Source organism: Burkholderia sp. MSMB1826, from assembly GCF_001526325.1.
Classification (GTDB): domain Bacteria; phylum Pseudomonadota; class Gammaproteobacteria; order Burkholderiales; family Burkholderiaceae; genus Burkholderia.
Map to the genome: position 1 here is coordinate 111,306 of NZ_LOYN01000032.1, position 21,518 is coordinate 132,823.

Below are 21,518 nucleotides of genomic sequence, written 5' to 3' on the forward strand. Positions count from 1 at the left end.
AATATTCATCAATGACTGTTCATTATAGGTTGGCGCGCCTAACCTGACGCTGTGTTTTCGTTCTTCAACGTCACTCACCGACAGGAGCAAGACCATGCCATTCACCCGTATCGCCGTACGCGAAGGCAAACCGGCCGCCTACCGCAGGGCCCTCGTCGACGGCGTGCACCGCGCGCTGATGCAGACGTTCAACGTACCCGAGGACGACATCTTCATGGTCGTGACCGAGCACGCGGCCGAGAATTTCGTGTTCGGCCGTCATTACTACGATATCGAGCGCAGCGACGATCTCGTGATGATCCAGATCACCGCGAACAACACGCGCACGCTCGAGCAGAAGCGGGCGCTGTACCGGACGATCGTCGAGAACCTCGCGCAGCAGCCCGGCGTGCGGCGGGAAGACGTATTCATCAGTCTCGTCGAGGTGCTCAAGGAGAACTGGTCGTTCGGCAACGGCATCGCGCAATACGCCGTCTGACGTGCCGGCTTGACCTGCCACAGGGAGACAGGGCCGGATCGTCGCCTGCGCGCTTTTGGGGCGTGTACTATGGAAGTTGCTTCACGAACGACGCCGGCGCGGTCGATGCGCCGGCGATCCTTCATGTGCAGGAGCCTCCATGTCGCGTGTGCTGGAAATCGTGTTGTCGTTGTCGCTGGAAGGGTGGCCGGTCAAGGGCGCAAGCCGCGCCCGGGGCGCGCAGCGCGACTTCGGCGCCGAGCTCGTGCGTGCGTGGCGGATCTGCCCGCAGGTCCGGATGCGGCGCGGCCACGAGCGCGTGACGATTGCACCGTGCCAGATCGAGGAGGCCGAGCGGAGTCCCGGCGCGAACTGGTGGACCTGGGTCGAATCGAACGCGCATGGCACGCGGGTCGTCGCCTCGCGCACCGCGACGTTCGCCCCCGGCGTCACGCAGCGCGAACTGTTCGACGCGGAGCACGCGGGGATCGCGGTCGCCACGCCGCTGCCGATACCCGCGCCGAGCGCCGCAGCCGGTGCCGACGCACGGGCCGCCGTCGGCGGCGATGCACCGGACACCGACGAAGCGCGGTCCCAGGCGTCGGCGCTGCGCGTCGTCAGCGAACGGCGGCGCGGGCGCTGGGCCGACGACAGCGGCGTCGTGGTCGAAATGACGCTCGACGACATCACGCTGCACGGCGGCGGCGAGCCGCCGCGCCGCCACGTCGAGCTGCGCCTGGCCGCGCCCGACTGGGAAACCGTGGCCGCGCGCACGGCCGCGTTGCGCGCGTTGTTTGCCGCGGCGCGCGAACTGAGCGGCGCGTGGCCCGCCTTCGTGCAACTGACGAGCGTGATCGACCGCGCCTGTGCGGGCGGCCCGCTGGCGCCCGCGCTGGTCAAGGCGCAATCCGTCGACCTGACCGGCATCCGCACCCAGCGCGCCGCGCTGTTCGCGCTGTCCGGCGACATCACCGCGCAGTGGCTCGGCAACGAATGCGGCGTCCTCGATCGCGACGATCCCGAATTCGTGCACCAGATGCGCGTCGCGCTGCGCCGCCTGCGCACGCTGATGCGCTTCTTCCCGCGTTTCACCGACCGTCAATGGAAGGACACGCTCGGCGTCGACCTGCGCTGGCTCGCCGCGCTGCTCGGCACGGTGCGCGACTGGGACGTGTTCGCGACCGAGAGCCTGCCCGCGCTGATCGCGGCCGACGGCGGCGGCAGCGACTGGGACGGCACGCTCGACGCTGCCCGCGCGCAGTCGATGGCCGCGCGCGTCGAGCTGCGGCAGGCGCTGCATTCGGCCCGCTATGCGCGGCTGACGCTCGGCTGGCTCGAATGGCTGAGCGCGCTCGCGCTGCCGGCGGCCGACGGCGACGACGCGCCGTCGCTGCGGCGTCACGCGTCCAAGCGTGTGCGGCGGCTGTTCGGTCATCTCTACGCATCGCCGTCGCTCACGTCGCTGGACACCGCGGCCCGCCATCGGGTGCGGATCGATGCGAAGCGGCTGCGCTATGCCCTCGAATTCTTCGCGTCGCTCGCGTCGCGCCGCACGCGCAACGAGACGGTCAAGACGCTGGCGCGCGTGCAGAGCGTGCTCGGCGAGGCGAACGACGCGATGGTCGCGCTGCATCATCTCGAGCAACTGGCGGCGCCGCCGTACCAGATCGGTTTCGTGCGCGGCTACGGCGCCGCGCTCGAACAGCGGGCGGCGCGCGACGCCGAGGCGCTACTGGCCAGCCTGCGGGCGCCGAAGCTCGGCGGCAAGCCGGGCTGAGCGCCGTGCGCCGACCCTATAATGGCCGCCCGTATCCCGCACGCATGCCGATGACGACCGACGCACCGCATTCCTCCTCGTCCGCCGGACCGCTCGAATTGGGCGGCGAGCTGTGGCTGCGCGCCGGCGACCAGACGCTCGGCGGCGCGACGCGCATCGCGCTGCTCGCGGCGATCGGCGACACCGGTTCGATCACGCGCGCGGCGAAGGCCGTCGGCCTCAGCTACAAGGCCGCGTGGGACGCGGTCGACACGATGAACAATCTTGCCGGCGAGCCGCTCGTCGCGCGCTCGACGGGCGGCAAGGGCGGCGGCGGCACGACGCTGACGCCGCGCGCGACGTCGCTGATCGCCGCATTCCGCACGATCGAGCGCGAGCATCGCCGCTTCATCGAGGCCGCGAGCGCGGCCGTGGCCGGCTTCGACGTCGACTGGGCGCTGATCGGCCGGATCGGGATGAAGACGAGCGCGCGCAACCAGTGGTTCGGCAAGGTCGCGTCGATCGTGCGCGGCACCGTCAACGACGAGGTGACGCTTGCGCTGCCGGGCGGGCAATCCGTCGTCGCCGTGCTGACCCACGAAAGCGCCGAGGCGCTCGGGCTGCGGGAAGGCGCGAGCGCGTGCGCGCTGGTGAAGGCGTCGTGGGTCGTGCTCGCGGTCGACGATGGCGGGTCCGAGCTGAAGGTGTCCGCGCGGAACCGGCTGTGCGGCAGCGTCGAAGCCGTCGCGGCGGGTGCGATAAACAGTGAGGTGACGCTCGCGCTCGACGGCGGCGGGACGCTGACGGCCGTCGTGACCAACGACAGCGTCGACGCGTTGCAGCTCGACGTCGGCCGGCGCGCGATCGCGCTGTTCAAGGCGTCGAGCGTGATACTGGCGGTGACGGGCTGACCGGGCAGTGCGGCTTGCCGCGGGGGCGGGGCGAAGCCGGCGCCGCACCCGTTTGCATCGCACCGGCTTCGTTTTCCGCTTTCAGCATGTGCCGCGACGCGGCGTCTCTCAGGTTTCAACGTGGCGGCCAGCGCCACGGTCACGACCACGGCGTCGCACGTTCAGACGACGCGCGTCGGCCACTCGGCGTGCGGCGCGCTCGCCAGCACGCGTCCTTCGCTCAACTGCACGACCTGGTCGCCGAAGGCGGCGACGTCGTCGGGGTCGTGCGAGATCAGCACCATCGGGATGTCGAGTCGCGCCTGCAGTTCGGCGAGCTCATGACGCATGCGCTGGCGCATCGCGCCGTCGAGCGCCGCGAACGGTTCGTCGAGCAGCAGGATGCGTGGCTGCGCGACCAGCGCGCGCGCGAGCGCCACGCGTTGCTTCTGCCCACCCGACAACTGCGACGGATACTGCCCGGCGAGCGATTCGAGGTCGAACGCGCGCAGCCAGTACGCGACTTCCGGCGGCACCGTTTTCGCGCGCGGGTTGCGCAGTCCGGACGTGAGCCCGAACGCGATGTTCTGCCGCACGTTCAGATGCGGAAACAGCGCGTAGTCCTGGAACAGATACGCGACCCGGCGTTCGCGGGTCGGCACGTCGATGCGGCGTGCAGCGTCGAACAGCGGCTCGCCGTTCAGCGCGATCGTGCCTTCGTCGGGCGTCAGCAGTCCGGCGATTGCCTGCAGCGTCATGCTCTTGCCCGCGCCGGACGGCCCGAACAGCACGACGCGCTGCGTCGTCGCCGCGAACGACATGTCGAGCGTGAAGCGGCGCTCGGCGTTCGCGTAGGTCTTGCGGATATCGACGACGAGGCTCATTCGACCCTCCGCCGAAGCGGGCCGGCTACCGCACGGCGCCGGCGATACGGACGGGACGGGCGCTTCATGTCAGTTGGCTCCGCCGGGCGCGCGACGGTACGAGCCAGCCGGTCGCGAGCAGCACGAGCACGCAGGTGATCGACGTCACCAGCACGAGGAAGTTGGCCGTGGCGTCGTCGCCGGCCTGCACGGCCGCGTAGATCGCGACCGACAGCGTCTGCGTGCGGCCGGGCAGGTTGCCGGCGATCATCAGCGTCGCGCCGAATTCGCCGAGCGCGCGCGCGAACGCGAGCAGCGCCCCCGCGAGGATCCCGCGCGCGGCGAGCGGCAGCGTCACACGGAAGAACACCGCCCCTTCGCCGAGCCCGAGCGTGCGCGCGGCGCGCTCCAGATGCGGATCGACGCCCTCGAACGCCGCGCGCGCCGATTTCAGGATCAGCGGAAACGCGACGACCATCGACGCGATCACCGCACCCTGCCACGTGAACACCAGCGCAATGCCGAGCGTGTCGAGCCACGCGCCGAACACGCCGCGCCGGCCGAGCAGCACGAGCAGGTAATAGCCGAGCACCGTCGGCGGCAGCACGAGCGGCAGCGTCAGCACGGAATCGACGACGTCGCGCAGCGGCGAGCGCCAGCGCGCGAGCACGAACGCGGCCGCGACGCCGAGCACGATGTCGAGCGCGGTCGCCCAGCCGGCCACCTTCAGCGACAGCAGCAGCGGGACCCAGGCGTCATGCATCGCGATACGCTCACTTGGCGGGCTTGAAGCCGAACGTCGACAGCACGGCCTGGCCCTGCGGCGACGCGACGAAATCGATGAACGACTGCGCCTGCGCGGCGTGGCGACTGTCCTTGACTACGGCGATCGGGTAGGTGATGGCCGTCCGGGTCGGCACCGTCAGCGCGACTTTCACGCGGCCCGGCATGATCGCGGCGTCGGTGCCGAACACGAAGCCCGCGTCGACCTCGCCGCGCGCGACGTAGTCGAGGCTCTGGCGCACGTTGGCAGCGAGCACGCCCTTCGCGCTGACGGCGTCCCACACACCGGCCGCGCGCAGCGCGCCCTCGGTGTAGCGGCCGACCGGCACCGAGGCCGGGTCGCCGTACGCGATGCGCTTCACGCCGGGCGCGGTCAGGTCGTTCAGCGACGTCGGCGCGGCCGCGTGACTGTCCGCCGGCACGATCAGCACGAGCGAGTTCGCGGCGAAATCGCGGCGCGTGCCGGGCACGATCACCTTCTCGCTCACCGCGCGATCCATCGCCTTCTGGTCGGCTGACGCGAACACGTCGGCCGGCGCGCCCTTGGCGATCTGCTGCATCAGCACGTCCGATGCGCCGAAGTTGAACAGCACCTTGGTGTCGGGATGCTGCTTCTCGTACGCGTCGCCGACGGCCTTGAATGCATTCGTCAGGCTGGCGGCCGCCGACACGACCAGTTCGTCGGCGGCGGAAGCGGGCGCGCTGAACGCGACCCCGGCGGCAAGCGTGGCGATCGGCAGCAGGCGAAGCAGGGCGCGGCGAAGCGGACGGACGGTTGAGCGCATGGGGATTCGTTTCGAATGGGTGGAAACCGTAATCGTAATATAGGGCGGGTTATAACGCTCGACATACTGCTCATGCGGCAGTGCGCATGAAATGGTCAGACGTAAAAAGGGGCGCCCGTCACGCGTGAAGCGTATGCGGCGCCGATTCGGTGCGCTGCAGCGACGACGGCTGCGACGCGGGACGGTAGTTCGGGTTGGCCTTCCAGCGCGCGCGGACGAACGGGCGCTCGTGGCCCGACAGTTGCAGCGCGACCTTGGTGACCCAGCGGTGCGACGGCACCGTGAGGCCGTGCAGCGCCACGGTGACGAGCGCGAGGCTCGCGACGACCGCCGGCACCGACCAGCGGTGCGGCGCCGCGCGCCACGAGCCGGCGATGAACGCGAGCGCGGCGATCGCGCCGACGATGCAGCCGGTGATCGATTCGGACGGCGAATGCGCGGCGAGTGCGACCCGCGACACGCCGACCGCGACGCCGGCCGCGAGCCCGAGCGCGATGCCGGCGATCCGCACCGGCGTGCGCGTGCGGATCAGCGCGAGGAAGATCGCGACCGGATACACCGACGTCGACAGCATCGCATGCCCGCTGAATCCGGTGAAATCCCACGCGCGGATGCCGATGCCCCAGCCGAGGAACGCGATCTTCGTGAGCGCCACCACGCCGATCGCGGCCGCGAGCACGCCGAGCCACGCGGCCGCACGCTGCCACGAGTAGCCGAGCGCGAGCCAGACGGCGATCGTGATCGCGAGCGGCAAGGTCAGGCCGGCGCCGCCGAACGCGGTGATCATGATCCACAGGTGAGCGGGCAGGTCGAACATCGGGAAGGGAGCGGACGAAGGCGGGACAATGCTTAAATCAACGCGCGAGCCGGGAAGAACGACTACAACGGATACAAGCGACGAAGCCCCAGTATAGCGCCGCGTCCGCATGAGGCCCGTTTTTTGCGCTACCGGCAACGATCGGCGTGCAGGAAAAATCCCGGAAACAATGCTATGGTGCATTGCACAAAGTCGAACGATGCATTCGTTGCGGTGCTCTGATGGCGCCCCTATTCTTCCTGACTGCGAGCCCGATCGATGACCAAAAGTCTGACCAAGATGTGGCTGGGCGGCATGAAACGCATGCTGTCTCCGGCCGCCAAGCGAGCGGCGCGCGATGCGCAGCGCCTCACTCGCGATGCACTCGAGGCCGTGGCCTCGCCTGCCGTGCCCGATCCGTCTCAGCCGCGCGAATCGCGCGTGCGGCCGCGCGCGGCCGCTTGGGCGGCGGGCGAATGGACGCGCGGCGAACATCCGATGGCGCCGGCGCTCGGCCGCCTCGTCCAGAATCTCGCGTACGGGCTTTATGTGCCGCCCGGCCGCCGGCGCGGCGCGATACCGCTCGTCGTGATGCTGCACGGCTGCCGGCAGTCGGTCGACGAATTCGCGCAGGGCACGCGGATGAACCTGCTGGCCGACAAGCACGGTTTCGCGGTGCTGTATCCGGAGCAGTCGCTGCGCGCGCACGCGCATGGCTGCTGGCACTGGTATGAGGACACCGATCGCGCGGGGCGTGGCGAGGCGGACGCGGTGGCGTCGCTGGTCGACGCGCTGGTCGACGAGCACGGCTTCGACGCGTCGCGCGTCTACGTCGCGGGGCTGTCGGCTGGCGCGGGCCTCGCGTCGCTTCTCGCGCTGCACCATCCGGACCGTTTCGCGGCGGTCGCGTTGCACTCCGGCCCCGCGCTCGGCGAGGCGAATTCCGGCATCACCGCGATGGACGTGATGCGGCGCGGCCTGCGGCAAAACCCGGCTGCGGCGGTCGATACGCTGGTCGACATCGGCGCGTATCCGGGCATGCCCGCCTTGATCGTCCAGGGCGACGGCGACCGGGTCGTCGCGCCGAAGAATGCCGACCAACTGGCCGTGCAGTTCATGCGCCTGAACGGGCTCGCCGATAGCCGGGGCGCGTTGCGCGGCGGCGAACGCGTCGAGTCGCGCGAAACGGGCGCCCGAGTGACCGACGTATGCCGCGACGGCGAGCCGGTCGTGCGGCTTTGCCACGTGAAAGGGCTCGATCACGCATGGGCCGGCGGCGACGAAGCCGTGCCGTTTCACGCGGCAGTCGGCCCCGACGCAAGCACGATGATCTGGGCCTTTTTCGAAGCTCATCGTCGCACTGTGGCGACCGAACGACGCACCGTTTGATCGACGCTGGCCAAAAACTAGGGTTTTCCCTATAATTCGGGAAAACCCTAGTCCAGACCTTTGCGAGATCGAACATGTACCTGCTGAGCCACCTCTTCCTGATGCTGACCAAGAACGCCGAAAAGGCCGCGAAAGAGCGCGCCGACGCGTACCTGGCCGAAGCCACCGACATCTACGATCTCGAATTCCGCATGCGCAAGATCGATCGCGACGCGGCACTGAACCGCCCGTATTCGTTCGGCGCGCGCTAAGCGGCGCACGCGGGCCTGCCGGCCCGCCATTTCGACGATTCGCGCAAAAGGGCGCGTGCGGCATGGTGCCGCACGCGCCCTTTTTGCATTCCGCCGAACCTGCGTCGCGTCAGACGACCGTCAGGCGCACCGGTACGTTGTTGCGCGTGGCGTTCGAATACGGGCACACGTGGTGCGCCTTGTCGACCAGCGCCTGCGCGTCGGCCTTGTCGAGCCCCGGCAGCGATACGCGCAGTTCGATGTCGAGCCCGAAGCCGCCGGCATCGTTCGGGCCGATGCCCACTTCCGCCGTGACTTGCGTATCGGCCGGCAGCGTCTGCTTGTTCTGGCCCGCGACGAATTTCATCGCGCTCAGGAAACAGGCCGAGTAACCTGCGGCAAACAGTTGCTCCGGATTCGTGCCTTCCGCACCCGTGCCGCCGAGTTCGCGCGGCGCGGCCAGCTTCACTTCCAGCTTGTGGTCGGCGGATACCGCGCGGCCGTCGCGGCCGCCCGTGCTCGTGGCGCTGGTCTTGTACAGAATGTTCATCGTGCAACTCCTGTCGGGAAAAGGGAGAAAAGCGGTCCGGTAAGACGGGGGCGTCGCCGGCCACGAGGAAAATATAGAGCACAAATCATTAGTGTGCAAATGAAATTTGCGAGAAAAACCCGATGGCGCCGGGCAGGTCGCTCGGCGCTCGAGCGTCAGCGTTCGTTGGCTACCGACAGCGCGTCGCGCAATTGCTGAAGGTCGGCGCGCAGCCTGATCAGGAACTCGGGGGTTTGCTGCATCGCGCAAAAGAGATCGGCGGGCACCGAGCGCGCGCGATCCTTCAGCGCACGGCCTTCCGGCGTCACGCGCACGTTGACGACGCGCTCGTCGGCCGCGCTACGCACGCGTTCGACGTAGCCGAGCGCTTCCAGCCGCTTGAGCAGCGGCGTGACCGTGGCCGGATCGAGGTCGAGCCGCGCGGCGATGTCCTTCACGGCCATGTCGTCGCGTTCCCACAGCACGAGCATCGCGAGATATTGGGGATAGGTCAGCGACAGCTTGTCGAGCAGCGGCTTGTACGCCTTCGTCATCGCGTGCGAAGTCGAGTAAAGCGCGAAGCATAGTTGCTCGTCGAGCGTCTGGGGCAGCGGAGGCAGGCGATCCATGATTCGGGGAAGCGCGGCGGATGCGCGAACGATTTGTACGCAAATTATTTTGCGCGCAAAAGACCGGATTGAACAGAGGCGACCGGATGCGGATCGTTAGAGGAAAAAGGGGAGGTCAAGGCGCGCCGGGCGACGAGCCGGCGCGAGAAACGGCGAGACGGCCGGCGACATGCGCCGGCCGGGAGAAGGGTCAGCGACCCGACATCGTCGTGGTCGCGCCCGGTTCCTGCACGCCGAAGCAGCCGCGATAGGTCGCGTAGAACGAGCAGTACAGCATCGTGACGATGATGATCGTCACCGGCATCATGATCGTCAGCGCATACGCACCGGCGCCGAGCGCCTGCAACAGCAGCGACAGCGCGAGCGACGTGCCGAGCGCGACGCCGAACCACAGCGCGCCGTAGACGACGAACGCGCCGCGATTGCGCCAGCAGCTGACGATGCTGAAGAACAGCGCCTTCGCGGGCGGGACGTCGTGCCACGCGACCAGCACCGGCGCGAACCAGAACAGCATCGCGACCGGCAGATAGAGCAGCGTCGCGAAGAACAGCGCGCCGAGCGTGCCTTGCGCGGCCAGCGTCTCGGGCGTCGTGTTCGCTTCGTCGGCCGCGCCCATCATCACGTGGAACAGCGCGCCGCCGTCCACGAACGACGAAGCGGCGAACACCAGCACCATCGACGCGACGTAGATCGCGCCGAGCGCGAGCAGCCGCTGGGTCGCGACGGTGCCGTACGAGCGAAAGCCGTCGACGAGGATCGTCGGCATCACCGTCTTGCCGGCCACCGTGTCGCGGCACGCGGCCATGAACCCGACCGCGATGCCGGGAATGAACACCAGCGGCAGCGCCGAGCCGATCACGGGCACCATCGACACCAGCGTAATGGCGAGCAGATACGTGAAGAACAGCGTGATGAACGCGAGCGGATTCCGGCGGAACAGCCAGATGCCTTGACGGAACCAGACATAGCCCGTTTTCGCGGGCACTTCGATCAGTTGCATGCGGTTTGGATCTCGGGAAGCGCGGGCGTATGCGCGATACGCTCCCGCAGGATGCGTTCGAAATGGCCGGGGTCGTGCGGCTTGAGCATCTCGGCCGCGCGCGGCAGGTAGAAGTCGTACAGGCGCGACACCCAGAAGCGGTACGCGCCGGCGCGCAGCATGTCGCTCCAGTGGCGCCGCTCCTCGGCCGTGAACGGCCGGACCGTCTGGTAGGCGCGCAGCAGCGCATCGGCGCGCGCGACGTCGAGCACGCCGCTCGCGAGGTCGACGCACCAGTCGTTGACGGTCACCGCGACGTCGAACAGCCACTTGTCGCAGCCCGCGAAGTAGAAGTCGAAGAAGCCGCCGAGGCGCACGTCGTGACCGGTGCCGGGCGCCGCATGGGCGAACAGCACGTTGTCGCGGAACAGGTCGCAATGGCACGGCCCGCCCGGCAGCGCCGCATAGTCGTCCGACGCGAAGAAGCCGGCCTGGTGCGCGAGTTCGCCTTCGAGCAGCGTGCGTTGCGCGTCCGTGATGAACGGCACGATGGCCGGCACGTTCTCCTGCCACCACGGCAGGCTGCGCAGATTCGGCTGGCTGCGCGGGTAGTCGCGCCCGGCGAGGTGCAGGCGCGCGAGCATCTGCCCGACCTCGATGCAGTGTTCGACCCCCGGCGCGAGTTCGGCCGCGCCGTCGAGCTTCGTGACGATCGCGGCCGGCTTGCCGTGCAGTTCGCCGAACAACGTGCCGTCGTCGCGCGGGACCGGATCCGGCACCGGCACGCCGTGGGCGGCCAGATGGCGCATCAGGTCGAGATAGAACGGCAGTTGCTGCGCCGTGAGCTTTTCGAAGATCGTGAGGACGTATTCGCCGCGTGTCGTCGTCAGGAAGAAATTGCTGTTTTCGATACCGGACGGAATGCCGCGGAACGCAAGCACGTCGCCCAGTTCGTAGTGGCGCATCCATTGCGCGAGATCGGAGTCGGAAACAGCGGTGAAAACGGCCATGCGGGATGCGTCAGGTCAGGGTGTCGGCACGCGGGCGGCGTGCATCGCGACAGCAGGTGAAGGGGCGGCGCGGCGCGATCGGTGCGCGGCGCCACGGAATCAGTAGCGCAGGTTCAGCGACGGCAGGCGCGTGATCGGAATGCCCGCGTCGTGCGGCTTCGGCGACGTGTCGGGCGTCGAGCTCATCTGGTAGCGCGTGCCGAAGTTCGACTTCACGTCGATCTCGACCGGCTTGCCGCGGTCGCGGTACTCGGTGACTTCGGTGCCGTTCTTGCTCTTTTCGTGGAAGCTCGGCGTGCGGCGGATGTCGGCGAAGTCCACTTTCGACGTGACTTCGGCGCCCGGCCGGTTGATCTTGCGGAGATCGGGCAGGCCGGCGGCTTCGTTGGCCTCGGCCCGGGCCTGCGCGTCGGCGTCGGGCGTGCCGCCGGCGGCGTGAGCGACGCTGGCGGCGGCAAACGCGACGGCAGCGGCGACGAAAATGAGCGGCTTCATGATGAGTCTCCAGTGAACCTACCGATTTTAGCAAATACTGCGCGCCATCCGGCCCTTGCGCGCGCAGGGGCAGCCATAAAGGCGACGGGGTTCCGTGGTAATGTCGTCGGATCAGACGAGGTGATGAAAATGAAGAACGATTTGAGCCGCCGGCACCGTGTGCTGTCGCCCGAAAGCCCGTCGGTCGAGGCTTTCGACGATCCGATCGCCGCCGTTGCGCGGCTGTCCGCCATTTACGACACGAATACGGGCTTCCTGCGCGATGCGTTTGCGCGCTATCGCCGCCACGAACCGATTACCGAGCACGTGCGCGCGTGCTACCCGTTCGTGCGGATCCGCACCGACGTCAACACGCACGTCGATTCGCGCCGCTCGTACGGCTTCGTCGCGGGTCCCGGCGTATTCGAGACGACGGTCACGCGCCCCGATCTCTTCGCGAACTACTACCGCGAGCAACTGCGCCTGCTGTCGAAGAACCACCATGTGAAGATCGAGATCGGCGTGTCGTCGCAGCCGATTCCGATTCATTTCGCGTTTCCGGAAGGCATTCATCTCGAGGGCGAACTCGATCGCGACCGCCTGCTCGCGATGCGCGACATCTTCGACACGCCCGATCTGTCGTATCTCGACGATCGCATCGTCAACGGCACGTTCGAGCCGGCGCCGGGCGAGCCGCATCCGCTCGCGCTGTTCACGGCCGCACGCGTCGACTTCTCGCTGCACCGGCTGCGCCACTACACGGCGACGTCGCCCACGCACTTCCAGAACTACGTGCTGTACACGAACTACCAGTTCTACATCGACGAGTTCGTGAAGCTCGGCCGTACGCTGATGACGGAAAGCGACGACCCCGAGGTGCGCGCGTACCGCAGCGAATACAGCGCGTTCGTCGAGCCGGGCGACGTCGTCACGTACAACGCGAACCTCGGCGGCGAACCGGCCGAGGGCACCGCGCCGCCGCGCCTGCCGCAGATGCCCGCGTATCACCTGAAGCGCGCGGACGGCAGCGGGATCACGATGGTCAACATCGGCGTCGGCCCGTCGAACGCGAAGACGATCACCGATCACATCGCGGTACTGCGTCCGCACGCGTGGGTGATGCTCGGTCACTGCGCGGGGCTGCGCAACACGCAGCGTCTCGGCGACTACGTGCTCGCGCACGGTTACGTGCGGGAGGATCACGTGCTCGACGCCGACCTGCCGCTGTGGGTGCCGATTCCGGCGCTGGCCGAAGTGCAGCTCGCGCTCGAGCGCGGTGTGGCCGAGGTCACGCGGCTCGAAGGTGCGGAACTGAAGCGCGTGATGCGCACCGGCACGGTCGCGAGCGTCGACAACCGCAACTGGGAGCTGCGCGACCATCGCGAGCCCGTGCAGCGGCTGTCGCAGAGCCGCGCGATCGCACTCGACATGGAAAGCGCGACGATCGCCGCGAACGGCTTCCGCTTCCGGGTGCCGTACGGCACGCTGCTGTGCGTATCGGACAAGCCGCTGCACGGCGAACTGAAACTGCCGGGCATGGCCGACACGTTCTATCGCGGGCAGGTCGACCAGCATCTGCAGATCGGCGTGAAGGCGATGGAGATCCTGCGCACGAACGGGCTCGACAAGCTGCATAGCCGCAAGCTGAGAAGCTTCGCGGAAGTGGCGTTTCAGTAACGACACGGCGCAACGGCGTCCGTCACGACAAAGGCCGCACGCGAACCCGGGTTCGCGTGCGGCCTCGTTTTTTTCGTTTCGATGCGAAGGCCGGATGGCCCCGTGCTCAGGCGCTCAGCACTCGCCCTTCTTCGCGTGCCCCGGCGGGCAGTGATAGCCGCCATGACCGCGATGACGCTCGTGATCTTCCCACTCGCGGCGTTCCCAGTAGCGGCGGCCGTCCCAGTAGCGGTCGCCGTGCCAGCCGACGATCACCGGCGCCGGTGCGACCACGACGGGTGCGGGCGCGACGACGACCGGCGGGGGCGTGCCGATGTTGACGTCGACGTTGACGGCGTGAGCGAGGCCGGACAGCGAAAGGCCGAGGCCGGCGAAGGCGAGGGCGATCAGCGAGCGTTGCATGTTCTTTTCCGTGGTGTGGTGATGAATGGGTCGGCGCGACGCGATGGAAGCGAGGGGGACCGTTCCACCGGGGGATCGCCGCACCGACACGATGAAGTGTGCTGGCGTGCGACGGAAAAGGCGAGTCGTGATTATTACGGAGGATTGGCGGTGCGCAGGCGCGCGACGGGGCATCCATTTGACAGTGACGGGCCGCCGGTGTGGGCGATCCCGCGACATCGCGCAGCGCCGACGGCGGGGATTTGACATTCGACCGCGCGCAGCGGCGAACGAGTATTAACAGCGCGTTACAAAGTCACGCCCGGCGGGCCGCCGGATCGCGATGCCCATGGCGTCGAAGCGCGACAGCCGGCCATCGGGCCGGCTGTCGTCATTGACCGGTTACAGATAGAACATCCGGTCTTCTTCCGGGCGCGGCGGATGATCTTCGTCCGAGCCTTCTTCCTCGCCGCTGTCCTCGTAGAACGCGAGCACCGCGTCGAGCACCTGGTCGGGGTCGTCGATCACCTGCATCAGGTCCATGTCTTCCGGGTTGATCAGGCCGTTCGGAATCAGCTGATCGCGGAACCATTGCAGCAGTCCCTGCCAGAACTCGCTGCCGACGAGAATGATCGGCACGAGGCGCGACTTCTTCGTCTGGATCAGCGTGAGCACTTCGGACAGCTCGTCGAGCGTGCCGAAGCCGCCCGGCATCACGATCACCGCATCGGAGTTCTTCACGAACGTGACCTTGCGCGTGAAGAAATGGCGGAAGCGCAGCGAGATGTCCTGGTAGTGATTGCCGGCCTGCTCATGCGGCAGCTCGATGTTCAGGCCGACCGACGGCGCCTTGCCGGCGTGCGCACCCTTGTTCGCGGCTTCCATGATGCCGGGGCCGCCGCCGGAGATCACGGCGAAGCCGGCGTCCGACAGCTTGCGCGCGATCTGCACCGCGAGCTTGTAGTGCGGCGTATCGGGTTTGAGGCGGGCAGAACCGTAGATGCTGACGGCCGGGCGGATCTCCGACAGGTACTCGGTCGCCTCGATAAACTCTGCCATAATCGTGAACATCTGCCACGATGCGCGCGCCTTCTTGGCCGTCGCGCGTTCTTGATCTGCGAGCGAACGCAGACTCGGAATCACTTTTCTCTTGTTCATAATGCCTGAAGAACGAAATCTGGAAGGTAAGACCCTGCTATTGGTTGACGGTTCGAGCTATCTGTATCGGGCTTACCATGCGATGCCTGATTTGCGTGGCCCTGGCGGGGAGCCGACCGGAGCGCTCTACGGAATCATCAACATGCTGCGCCGTATGCGCAAGGAAGTCAGTGCAGAGTATAGCGCTTGCGTGTTCGATGCAAAGGGCAAGACGTTCCGCGACGACCTTTATGCCGACTATAAGGCAAACCGTCCGTCGATGCCGCCCGACCTCGCATTGCAGGTCGAGCCGATCCACGGCGCCGTGCGCGCGCTCGGCTGGCCGTTGCTGATGGTCGAAGGCGTCGAGGCCGACGACGTGATCGGCACGCTCGCGCGCGAAGCGGAGCAGCACGGGATGAACGTGATCGTGTCGACCGGCGACAAGGATCTCGCGCAACTCGTGACCGAGCGCGTCACGCTCGTCAACACGATGACCAACGAGACGCTCGATCGCGACGGCGTGATCGCGAAGTTCGGCGTGCCGCCCGAGCGGATCATCGACTACCTCGCGCTGATCGGCGATACCGTCGACAACGTGCCGGGCGTCGAGAAGTGCGGGCCGAAGACGGCCGTGAAATGGCTGTCGCAATACGACAGCCTCGACGGCGTGATCGAACACGCGGCCGAGATCAAGGGCGTGGTCGGCGACAACCTGCGCCGCGCACTCGATTTCCTGCCGCTCGGTCGCAAGCTCGTGACGGTCGAGACGGCCTGCGATCTCGCGCCGCATCTCGAATCGATCGAGGCATCGCTGAAGAGCGACGGCGAGGCGCGCGAGCTGCTGCGCGACATCTTCGCGCGCTACGGCTTCAAGACCTGGCTGCGCGAAGTCGACAGCGCACCCGCGGAAGGCGGCGGCGCCGATGCGCCGGAAGGCGAGCCGGCCCCGGTGATCGCGACCGACGTCGTGCGCGAATACGACACGATCCAGACGTGGGAGCAGTTCGACGCGTGGTTCGCGAAGATCGATGCGGCCGCGCTGACCGCGTTCGACACCGAGACCACCGCGCTCGACCCGATGCTCGCGCGGCTCGTCGGCCTGTCGTTCTCGGTCGAGCCGGGCAAGGCGGCCTACCTGCCGGTCGCGCACCGCGGCCCCGACATGCCCGAGCAGCTTCCGCTCGACGAGGTGCTCGCGCGCCTGAAGCCGTGGCTCGAATCGGCCGATCGCAAGAAGGTCGGCCAGCACCTGAAGTACGACGCACAGGTGCTCGCGAACTACGGCATCGAACTGAACGGCATCGAGCACGACACGCTGCTCGAGTCGTACGTGCTCGAATCGCACCGCACGCACGACATGGACAGCCTCGCGCTGCGTCATCTGGGCGTCAAGACGATCAAGTACGAGGACGTGGCCGGCAAGGGCGCGAAGCAGATCGGTTTCGACGAAGTGGCGCTCGCGCAGGCCGCCGAATATGCAGCCGAGGACGCCGACATCACGCTGCAGCTTCATCACGCGCTGTATCCGCAGGTCGCGCGCGAGCCGGGCCTCGAGCGCGTGTATCGCGAGATCGAGATGCCGGTGTCGCTCGTGCTGCGCAAGATGGAGCGTACGGGCGTGCTGATCGACGATGCGCGTCTGCAGGCGCAGAGCACCGAAATTGCGACGCGTCTGATCGAGCTCGAAGGGCAGGCGTACGAACTGGCGGGCGGCGAATTCAATCTCGGGTCGCCGAAGCAGATCGGGCAGATCTTCTTCGAGAAGCTGCAGTTGCCGGTCGTGAAGAAGACGCCGAGCGGCGCGCCGTCGACCGACGAGGAAGTGCTGCAGAAGCTGGCCGAGGACTACCCGCTGCCGAAGCTGCTGCTCGAGCATCGCGGGCTGTCGAAACTGAAGTCGACCTATACCGACAAGCTGCCGCGCATGGTGAACCCCACCACCGGCCGCGTGCACACGAACTATGCGCAAGCGGTCGCGGTGACGGGCCGTCTTGCGTCGAACGACCCCAATCTTCAGAACATTCCGGTGCGCACGGCCGAAGGCCGGCGCATCCGCGAGGCGTTCATCGCCGCGCCGGGCCACCGGATCGTGTCGGCCGACTATTCGCAGATCGAATTGCGGATCATGGCCCATATCTCGGGCGACGCGTCGCTGCTGCGCGCGTTCTCGCAGGGCGAGGACATCCACCGCGCGACGGCCGCCGAAGTGTTCGGCGTGACGCCGCTGGAGGTCAATTCCGACCAGCGCCGGATCGCGAAGGTGATCAACTTCGGGCTCATCTACGGGATGAGCGCGTTCGGGCTCGCGTCGAATCTCGGCATCACGCGCGATGCGGCGAAGCTCTATATCGACCGCTATTTCGCCCGCTACCCGGGCGTCGCGCAGTACATGGAAGACACGCGCGCGACCGCGAAGGAGAAGGGCTACGTCGAAACCGTGTTCGGTCGCCGCCTGTGGCTGCCCGAGATCAATGGCGGCAACGGCCCGCGCCGCCAGGCGGCCGAGCGCGCGGCCATCAATGCACCGATGCAGGGCACGGCGGCCGACCTGATCAAGCTGTCGATGATCGCGGTGGACGACTGGCTCACGCGTGACCGGCTCGCGTCGCGGATGATCATGCAGGTGCACGACGAACTGGTGCTCGAGGTGCCCGAAAGCGAGCTGTCGCTGGTGCGCGAGAAATTGCCGGAAATGATGTGCGGCGTCGCGAAGCTGAAGGTGCCGCTGGTCGCCGAAGTGGGCGCCGGTGCGAACTGGGAAGAGGCACACTGACGCACCCCCGGGCGCTCCCCGTTCCCCGCGGCATATTGTTGCAGGGATGCCGAATATCGAGATGGTTTGCTTGTGGTCAACGCGCAAGCTCCCGGACAATGCATGTCAGTCATGTCATTGATGCGGGGCGGCGCGCCCCGCGTTCCGGATCGGCCGCATCGAAGTGCTTCGAACTGCACATCGACGATGTCCGAACCGGTTAATCCACCGGACGGCGCGAATGCATCGCGTTTGCTTCGTCCGGCGGCAGCAGTTTCGAATCGCAAAGGGGGAATCGGATGCATCGGATCATCATCGTAGGCGGAGGCGCGGGCGGCCTGGAACTGGCGACGCGGCTCGGCGATCGTTACGGCGCGCGCGGCAATCGTCCCGCGCGTGCGCTTGTCACGCTCGTCGACCGCAATCCGACGCACATCTGGAAACCGCTGCTGCACGAGGTCGCGGCCGGCAGCATGGACCCGTTCACGCAGGAGCTCGAATATGCGGCGCAGGCGCGCTGGCACGGCTTCGAGTTCCAGCAGGGCGAGCTGTCCGGGCTCGACCGCGCGGCGAAACGTCTCATGCTGGCGCCCCTGAACGACAGCGACGGCGCGGAACTGTTGCCGGCGCGCGAGCTGGAATACGACACGCTCGTGATCGCGATCGGCAGCACGACCCACTTCTTCGGCGTGCAGGGCGCACCGGAAAACGCGATCGCGCTCGATACGGTCGGGGAGGCCGAACGCTTCCGCAAGCGGCTGATCGCGGCATGCATGCGTGCCGAGCACCAGACGCCGGCGCCGACGGCGCCGGGTGGGGCGGCCGAGCCGCGCATCCAGGTCGTGATCGTCGGCGGTGGCGCGACGGGCGTCGAGCTGTCGGCGGAACTGCGCAATACCGCGCAGGTACTGTCCGCGTACGGGCTGCACAAGCTCGATCCGCGCAACGACGTCGGCATCGTGCTGATCGAATCGGGGCCGCGGATTCTGCCGGCACTGCAGGAGCGCGTGTCGGCGGCGACGGCCGAACTGCTCGAGAAGCTCGGCGTGCGGCTGATGCTCGGCGAGCGCGTGACCGAGGTGGCGCCCGGGTTCGTGCATACCGCGAGCGGCAAGGTGGTGCGCGCGGACCTGACGGTCTGGGCGGCCGGCATCAAGGCGCCGTCCGTGCTGGCGCACCTCGACGGCCTCCAGGTCAACAAGCTCGGGCAGCTCGACGTGCGCCGCACGTTGCAGACCTTCACCGACGACAACGTGTTCGCACTCGGCGATTGCGCGGCCTGCGCATGGCCCGGCAACGAGCGCAACGTGCCGCCGCGCGCGCAGGCTGCGCACCAGCAGGCGAGCTTCCTGCTGAAGGCGATCGGTTGCCGGCTCGAGGGGCGCCCGCTGCCCGAATTCACGTATCGCGATTTCGGTTCGCTCGTGTCGCTCGGTCACTTCAGCGCGGTCGGCAATCTGATGGGCGGGCTCATCGGCGGCAACATGCTGATCGAAGGGCTGTTCGCACGCTTCATGTACATGTCGTTGTACCGGCTGCACATCGCGGCGCTGCACGGTTATCCGCGGATGATGCTCGACACGGTCGCGCACTGGCTGCGGCGCACGACGCTGCCGCGCGTGAAGCTGCACTGATCGCGTACTCGTCTGCTCGTGTACTCGCGTGCGGAGCGGGTGGAGAATGCGCACGTCGTGCGTGTTCGCCGCCCGTTTTTCTTTTCGATTCGCAAGGATTCGGTCGCGCGATGCACGTCGATAGGCGCAACCGCGCGGTGATTCGGCGGGCCGTCGGCAGGTTGCCACGCGATGTCGATTCGATCGCCGCCACGCGCCGTAATCGAGTCTTACACATCCGACAGTTGACGCGACAACGGATTATTGGGCATCTTGTCCGGGTTTTCGTTTGCGGCGGAGTGCCAACCGCCGCGACATCCGCGCCGCGCGCCGGTGCGATGCCCCGTCATGGCGTATCCGCGATCGTGACGGCGGCGCCCAATCGAGGAGTGCATTCATGTTGAAACCCGAAGTCGACAGCCTGGTCCCCCATGTCCCGTTCTCGCGCCGCAAGTTCATGCAGGCCGCGCTGGGCGGCACCTTCGCGGCGGCCGTGCTGCCCGTGTCGGCGCAGACGGTCACGACCGACAGCGCTGGGCTGGACGTCGACACCATCGAGATCCGCTCCGGCGATGCGAGCGTGCCGGCTTATCGCGCCCAGCCGGTCGACAAGACGAACCTGCCGGTCGTCATCGTGATTCACGAGATTTTCGGCGTGCACGCGCATATCGCCGACGTGTGCCGGCGCTTCGCGAAGCTCGGCTATCTCGCGATCGCGCCCGACCTGTTCGCCCGGCAGGGCAACGCGGCGAAGTATCCGACGATGAAGGAGCTTTACGACCACATCATCAGCAAGGTGCCGGACCGGCAGGTCACCGAGGATCTCGATGCGACCGTCGCGTGGGCCGGCAAGAACGGCGGCGACCTGACGCGTCTCGGCGTGACCGGGTTCTGCTGGGGCGGCCGCCAGGCGTGGCTGTACGCGGAACACAATCCGCACGTGCGGGCCGCCGTGGCCTGGTACGGATTCGTCGAAGGCAAGACCGACGAGATGACGCCGTTCAACCCGGTCGACCACGCGTCGTTGCTGAAGGTGCCCGTGCTCGGGCTGTACGGCGAGAAGGATCAGAACATCACGCAGGCGTCGCTCGCGGACATGCGCAAGGCGATCCAGGCGAGCGATTCGAAGCTCGCGCGCGAATCGGAGATCGTCGTGTATCCGGATGCCGGTCACGCGTTCTTCGCCGACTACCGGCCGAGTTACGTGAAAGGCGATGCCGAGGACGGCTGGAAGCGCGCGATCGAGTGGTTCCACAAGTACGGCGTGATGTAAACGGCAAGCGGCGGCAACTGCCGCCGCGGCATCGGTCGGCGCAGCGCCGGCCGCGGCTTCACCGGCCGCCGCAGCACCGGCCACCGCGGCACCGGCCGCCGCTTCATCCTCGTCGCGCCGCGCGGGGGCTCAAGGATTCGGGCCGGTCGCGATCGGTCGCGACGGATCGGCGCTCCACTCGCTCCACGAGCCGGGGTACAGCGACGCGCCGTGCAGGCCCGCTACTTCCAGCGCCAGTGCGTTGTGGCATGCGGTGACGCCGGAGCCGCATTGCAGGATCGCGCGATTCGGTTCGGTGCCGGCCAGCACGGCAGCGAATGCTTCTCGCAATTCGTGGCCGCTCTTGAAGCGGCCGTCGGCGGCCAGATTGTCCTTGAAGAAGCGGTTGCGCGCGCCCGGAATGTGGCCGCCCACCCGATCGATCGTTTCATTTTCGCCGCGATAGCGATCCGGTGCGCGCGCATCGATCACGACGCGCGAGGGCGACGACACGTTCGCGAGCACGGCGGCTGCATCGACCGTCGATTCGAGCGGCGCGGCTGAGCGGAAGTCGCCGGCGGCCGGTTGCGGCACGTCGGTCGTCAGCGGCTGGCCGGCCGCTTCCCAGGCCTGCAGGCCGCCGTCGAGCACGGCAACCGAATCGTGGCCGAGCCAGCGCAGCAGCCACCACAGGCGCGCCGCGTACGCGCCGCCTTGCGCGTCGTACGCGACGACCTGCTGACCCTGCTTGAGGCCGCGGCTGGCGAGCAGCGTGGCGAGCGCGTCGCGGGTCGGCAGCGGATGGCGGCCGTTGGTGCCCGTCTTGCGGCCCGACAGGTCGCGGTCCAGGTGAAGATAGTGCGCGCCGGGGAGGTGGCCGGCTGCGTACGCGGCTTCGCCGGCGCCGGGGTCGGCGAGATCGAAGCGGCAGTCGAACAGCGCGACGCTGCCGGGCGCCGCGGCCAGGCGCTCGGCGAGATTGGCGGCGGAGATGAGCGTGGTGTAGTGAGTGTGCGGCATGACGGCTCCCTGGAGTGCAAATGGCCTGACACTCCAAGTCTAAACAAAAAAAGACGGGCCGAAGCCCGTCTTTTCGTTTGCCGGCGGCCGCGCGGCGTCGATGCGCCGCACCC

At 67.7% G+C, this 21,518-nt stretch carries 21 protein-coding genes; 9 read left to right on the top strand and 12 right to left on the bottom strand.

The window, feature by feature from the left end; translation table 11 throughout:
- Positions 1-94: 94 nt before the first annotated feature.
- The 3 genes from WS95_RS20750 (at position 95) to WS95_RS20760 (ending at position 3,124) form a co-directional block, all read left to right on the top strand.
- Complete coding sequence (locus WS95_RS20750) at positions 95-478, top strand: tautomerase family protein (protein ID WP_034205254.1); 384 nt, start codon at positions 95-97, stop codon at positions 476-478.
- A gap of 139 nt (positions 479-617) precedes the next feature.
- Positions 618-2,234, top strand: coding sequence for a CHAD domain-containing protein (locus tag WS95_RS20755; protein WP_059825449.1), 1,617 nt, complete (start codon positions 618-620; stop codon positions 2,232-2,234).
- Between the two features lie 44 nt (positions 2,235-2,278).
- Entirely contained in the window at positions 2,279-3,124 is an 846-nt protein-coding gene (locus WS95_RS20760; protein WP_059784097.1) for a TOBE domain-containing protein, read from the top strand.
- Between the two features lie 161 nt (positions 3,125-3,285).
- Here WS95_RS20760 and WS95_RS20765 read toward each other — a convergent pair whose 3' ends face one another.
- The 4 genes from WS95_RS20765 to WS95_RS20780 all read right to left on the bottom strand — a co-directional run bounded on the left by WS95_RS20765 (position 3,286) and on the right by WS95_RS20780 (position 6,351).
- Entirely contained in the window at positions 3,286-3,987 is a 702-nt protein-coding gene (locus tag WS95_RS20765) for a sulfate/molybdate ABC transporter ATP-binding protein (RefSeq protein WP_059825451.1), read from the bottom strand.
- A 64-nt stretch (positions 3,988-4,051) separates the two neighbouring features.
- The gene (gene modB / locus WS95_RS20770; RefSeq protein ID WP_034205250.1) at positions 4,052-4,729 is read right to left on the bottom strand and encodes a molybdate ABC transporter permease subunit; all 678 of its coding nucleotides are present in this window, start codon (positions 4,727-4,729) and stop codon (positions 4,052-4,054) included.
- Positions 4,730-4,739: 10 nt separating this feature from the next.
- The gene (gene modA / locus WS95_RS20775; protein WP_059784090.1) at positions 4,740-5,534 is read right to left on the bottom strand and encodes a molybdate ABC transporter substrate-binding protein; all 795 of its coding nucleotides are present in this window, start codon (positions 5,532-5,534) and stop codon (positions 4,740-4,742) included.
- A gap of 118 nt (positions 5,535-5,652) precedes the next feature.
- Positions 5,653-6,351: a phosphatase PAP2 family protein gene (locus WS95_RS20780; protein WP_059784089.1), complete on the bottom strand. Its 699-nt coding sequence runs from the start codon at positions 6,349-6,351 to the stop codon at positions 5,653-5,655.
- Positions 6,352-6,609: 258 nt separating this feature from the next.
- Here WS95_RS20780 and WS95_RS20785 point away from each other — a divergent pair, with 258 nt between their 5' ends.
- Positions 6,610-7,719, top strand: a complete 1,110-nt coding sequence (locus WS95_RS20785; protein WP_059825454.1) for an extracellular catalytic domain type 1 short-chain-length polyhydroxyalkanoate depolymerase — start codon at positions 6,610-6,612, stop codon at positions 7,717-7,719.
- A 74-nt stretch (positions 7,720-7,793) separates the two neighbouring features.
- Positions 7,794-7,970, top strand: coding sequence for a DUF3563 family protein (locus WS95_RS33755; protein ID WP_080747669.1), 177 nt, complete (start codon positions 7,794-7,796; stop codon positions 7,968-7,970).
- Positions 7,971-8,079: 109 nt separating this feature from the next.
- Here the strand turns inward: WS95_RS33755 and WS95_RS20790 are convergent, their stop codons facing one another.
- From WS95_RS20790 to WS95_RS20810, 5 genes are all read right to left on the bottom strand, one after another.
- The gene (locus WS95_RS20790; protein ID WP_048988685.1) at positions 8,080-8,499 is read right to left on the bottom strand and encodes an organic hydroperoxide resistance protein; all 420 of its coding nucleotides are present in this window, start codon (positions 8,497-8,499) and stop codon (positions 8,080-8,082) included.
- Positions 8,500-8,654: 155 nt separating this feature from the next.
- Entirely contained in the window at positions 8,655-9,107 is a 453-nt protein-coding gene (locus WS95_RS20795) for a MarR family winged helix-turn-helix transcriptional regulator (RefSeq protein ID WP_006479449.1), read from the bottom strand.
- Between the two features lie 190 nt (positions 9,108-9,297).
- On the bottom strand, positions 9,298-10,107 hold the full coding sequence (locus WS95_RS20800) for a BPSS1780 family membrane protein (protein WP_034205243.1): 810 nt from the start codon (positions 10,105-10,107) through the stop codon (positions 9,298-9,300).
- On the bottom strand, positions 10,098-11,096 hold the full coding sequence (locus tag WS95_RS20805) for a homoserine kinase (RefSeq protein WP_059825456.1): 999 nt from the start codon (positions 11,094-11,096) through the stop codon (positions 10,098-10,100). Before WS95_RS20805 ends, WS95_RS20800 begins: the two co-directional genes overlap by 10 nt.
- A gap of 99 nt (positions 11,097-11,195) precedes the next feature.
- Positions 11,196-11,591: a hypothetical protein gene (locus WS95_RS20810; protein WP_006479446.1), complete on the bottom strand. Its 396-nt coding sequence runs from the start codon at positions 11,589-11,591 to the stop codon at positions 11,196-11,198.
- 129 nt (positions 11,592-11,720) lie between these two features.
- Here WS95_RS20810 and WS95_RS20815 point away from each other — a divergent pair, with 129 nt between their 5' ends.
- Positions 11,721-13,247: an AMP nucleosidase gene (locus WS95_RS20815; protein ID WP_034205241.1), complete on the top strand. Its 1,527-nt coding sequence runs from the start codon at positions 11,721-11,723 to the stop codon at positions 13,245-13,247.
- Positions 13,248-13,361: 114 nt separating this feature from the next.
- Here WS95_RS20815 and WS95_RS20820 read toward each other — a convergent pair whose 3' ends face one another.
- Positions 13,362-13,649, bottom strand: a complete 288-nt coding sequence (locus WS95_RS20820) for a hypothetical protein (protein ID WP_059784081.1) — start codon at positions 13,647-13,649, stop codon at positions 13,362-13,364.
- 381 nt (positions 13,650-14,030) lie between these two features.
- Entirely contained in the window at positions 14,031-14,786 is a 756-nt protein-coding gene (locus WS95_RS20825) for a TIGR00730 family Rossman fold protein (protein ID WP_034205239.1), read from the bottom strand.
- 1 nt (position 14,787) lies between these two features.
- Here WS95_RS20825 and polA point away from each other — a divergent pair, with 1 nt between their 5' ends.
- From polA to WS95_RS20840, 3 genes are all read left to right on the top strand, one after another.
- On the top strand, positions 14,788-17,541 hold the full coding sequence (polA, locus tag WS95_RS20830; RefSeq protein WP_034205238.1) for a DNA polymerase I: 2,754 nt from the start codon (positions 14,788-14,790) through the stop codon (positions 17,539-17,541).
- Positions 17,542-17,819: 278 nt separating this feature from the next.
- Positions 17,820-19,154 carry an NAD(P)/FAD-dependent oxidoreductase gene (locus tag WS95_RS20835; RefSeq protein ID WP_059784078.1) on the top strand — a complete coding sequence of 445 codons (1,335 nt, stop codon included), beginning with the start codon at positions 17,820-17,822 and terminating at the stop codon, positions 19,152-19,154.
- Positions 19,155-19,530: 376 nt separating this feature from the next.
- Entirely contained in the window at positions 19,531-20,406 is an 876-nt protein-coding gene (locus WS95_RS20840) for a dienelactone hydrolase family protein (protein WP_034205236.1), read from the top strand.
- A 129-nt stretch (positions 20,407-20,535) separates the two neighbouring features.
- On the opposite strand, the gene WS95_RS20845 is transcribed toward WS95_RS20840, so the two are convergent.
- Complete coding sequence (locus WS95_RS20845; protein WP_034205235.1) at positions 20,536-21,405, bottom strand: sulfurtransferase; 870 nt, start codon at positions 21,403-21,405, stop codon at positions 20,536-20,538.
- Positions 21,406-21,518 lie beyond the last annotated feature (113 nt).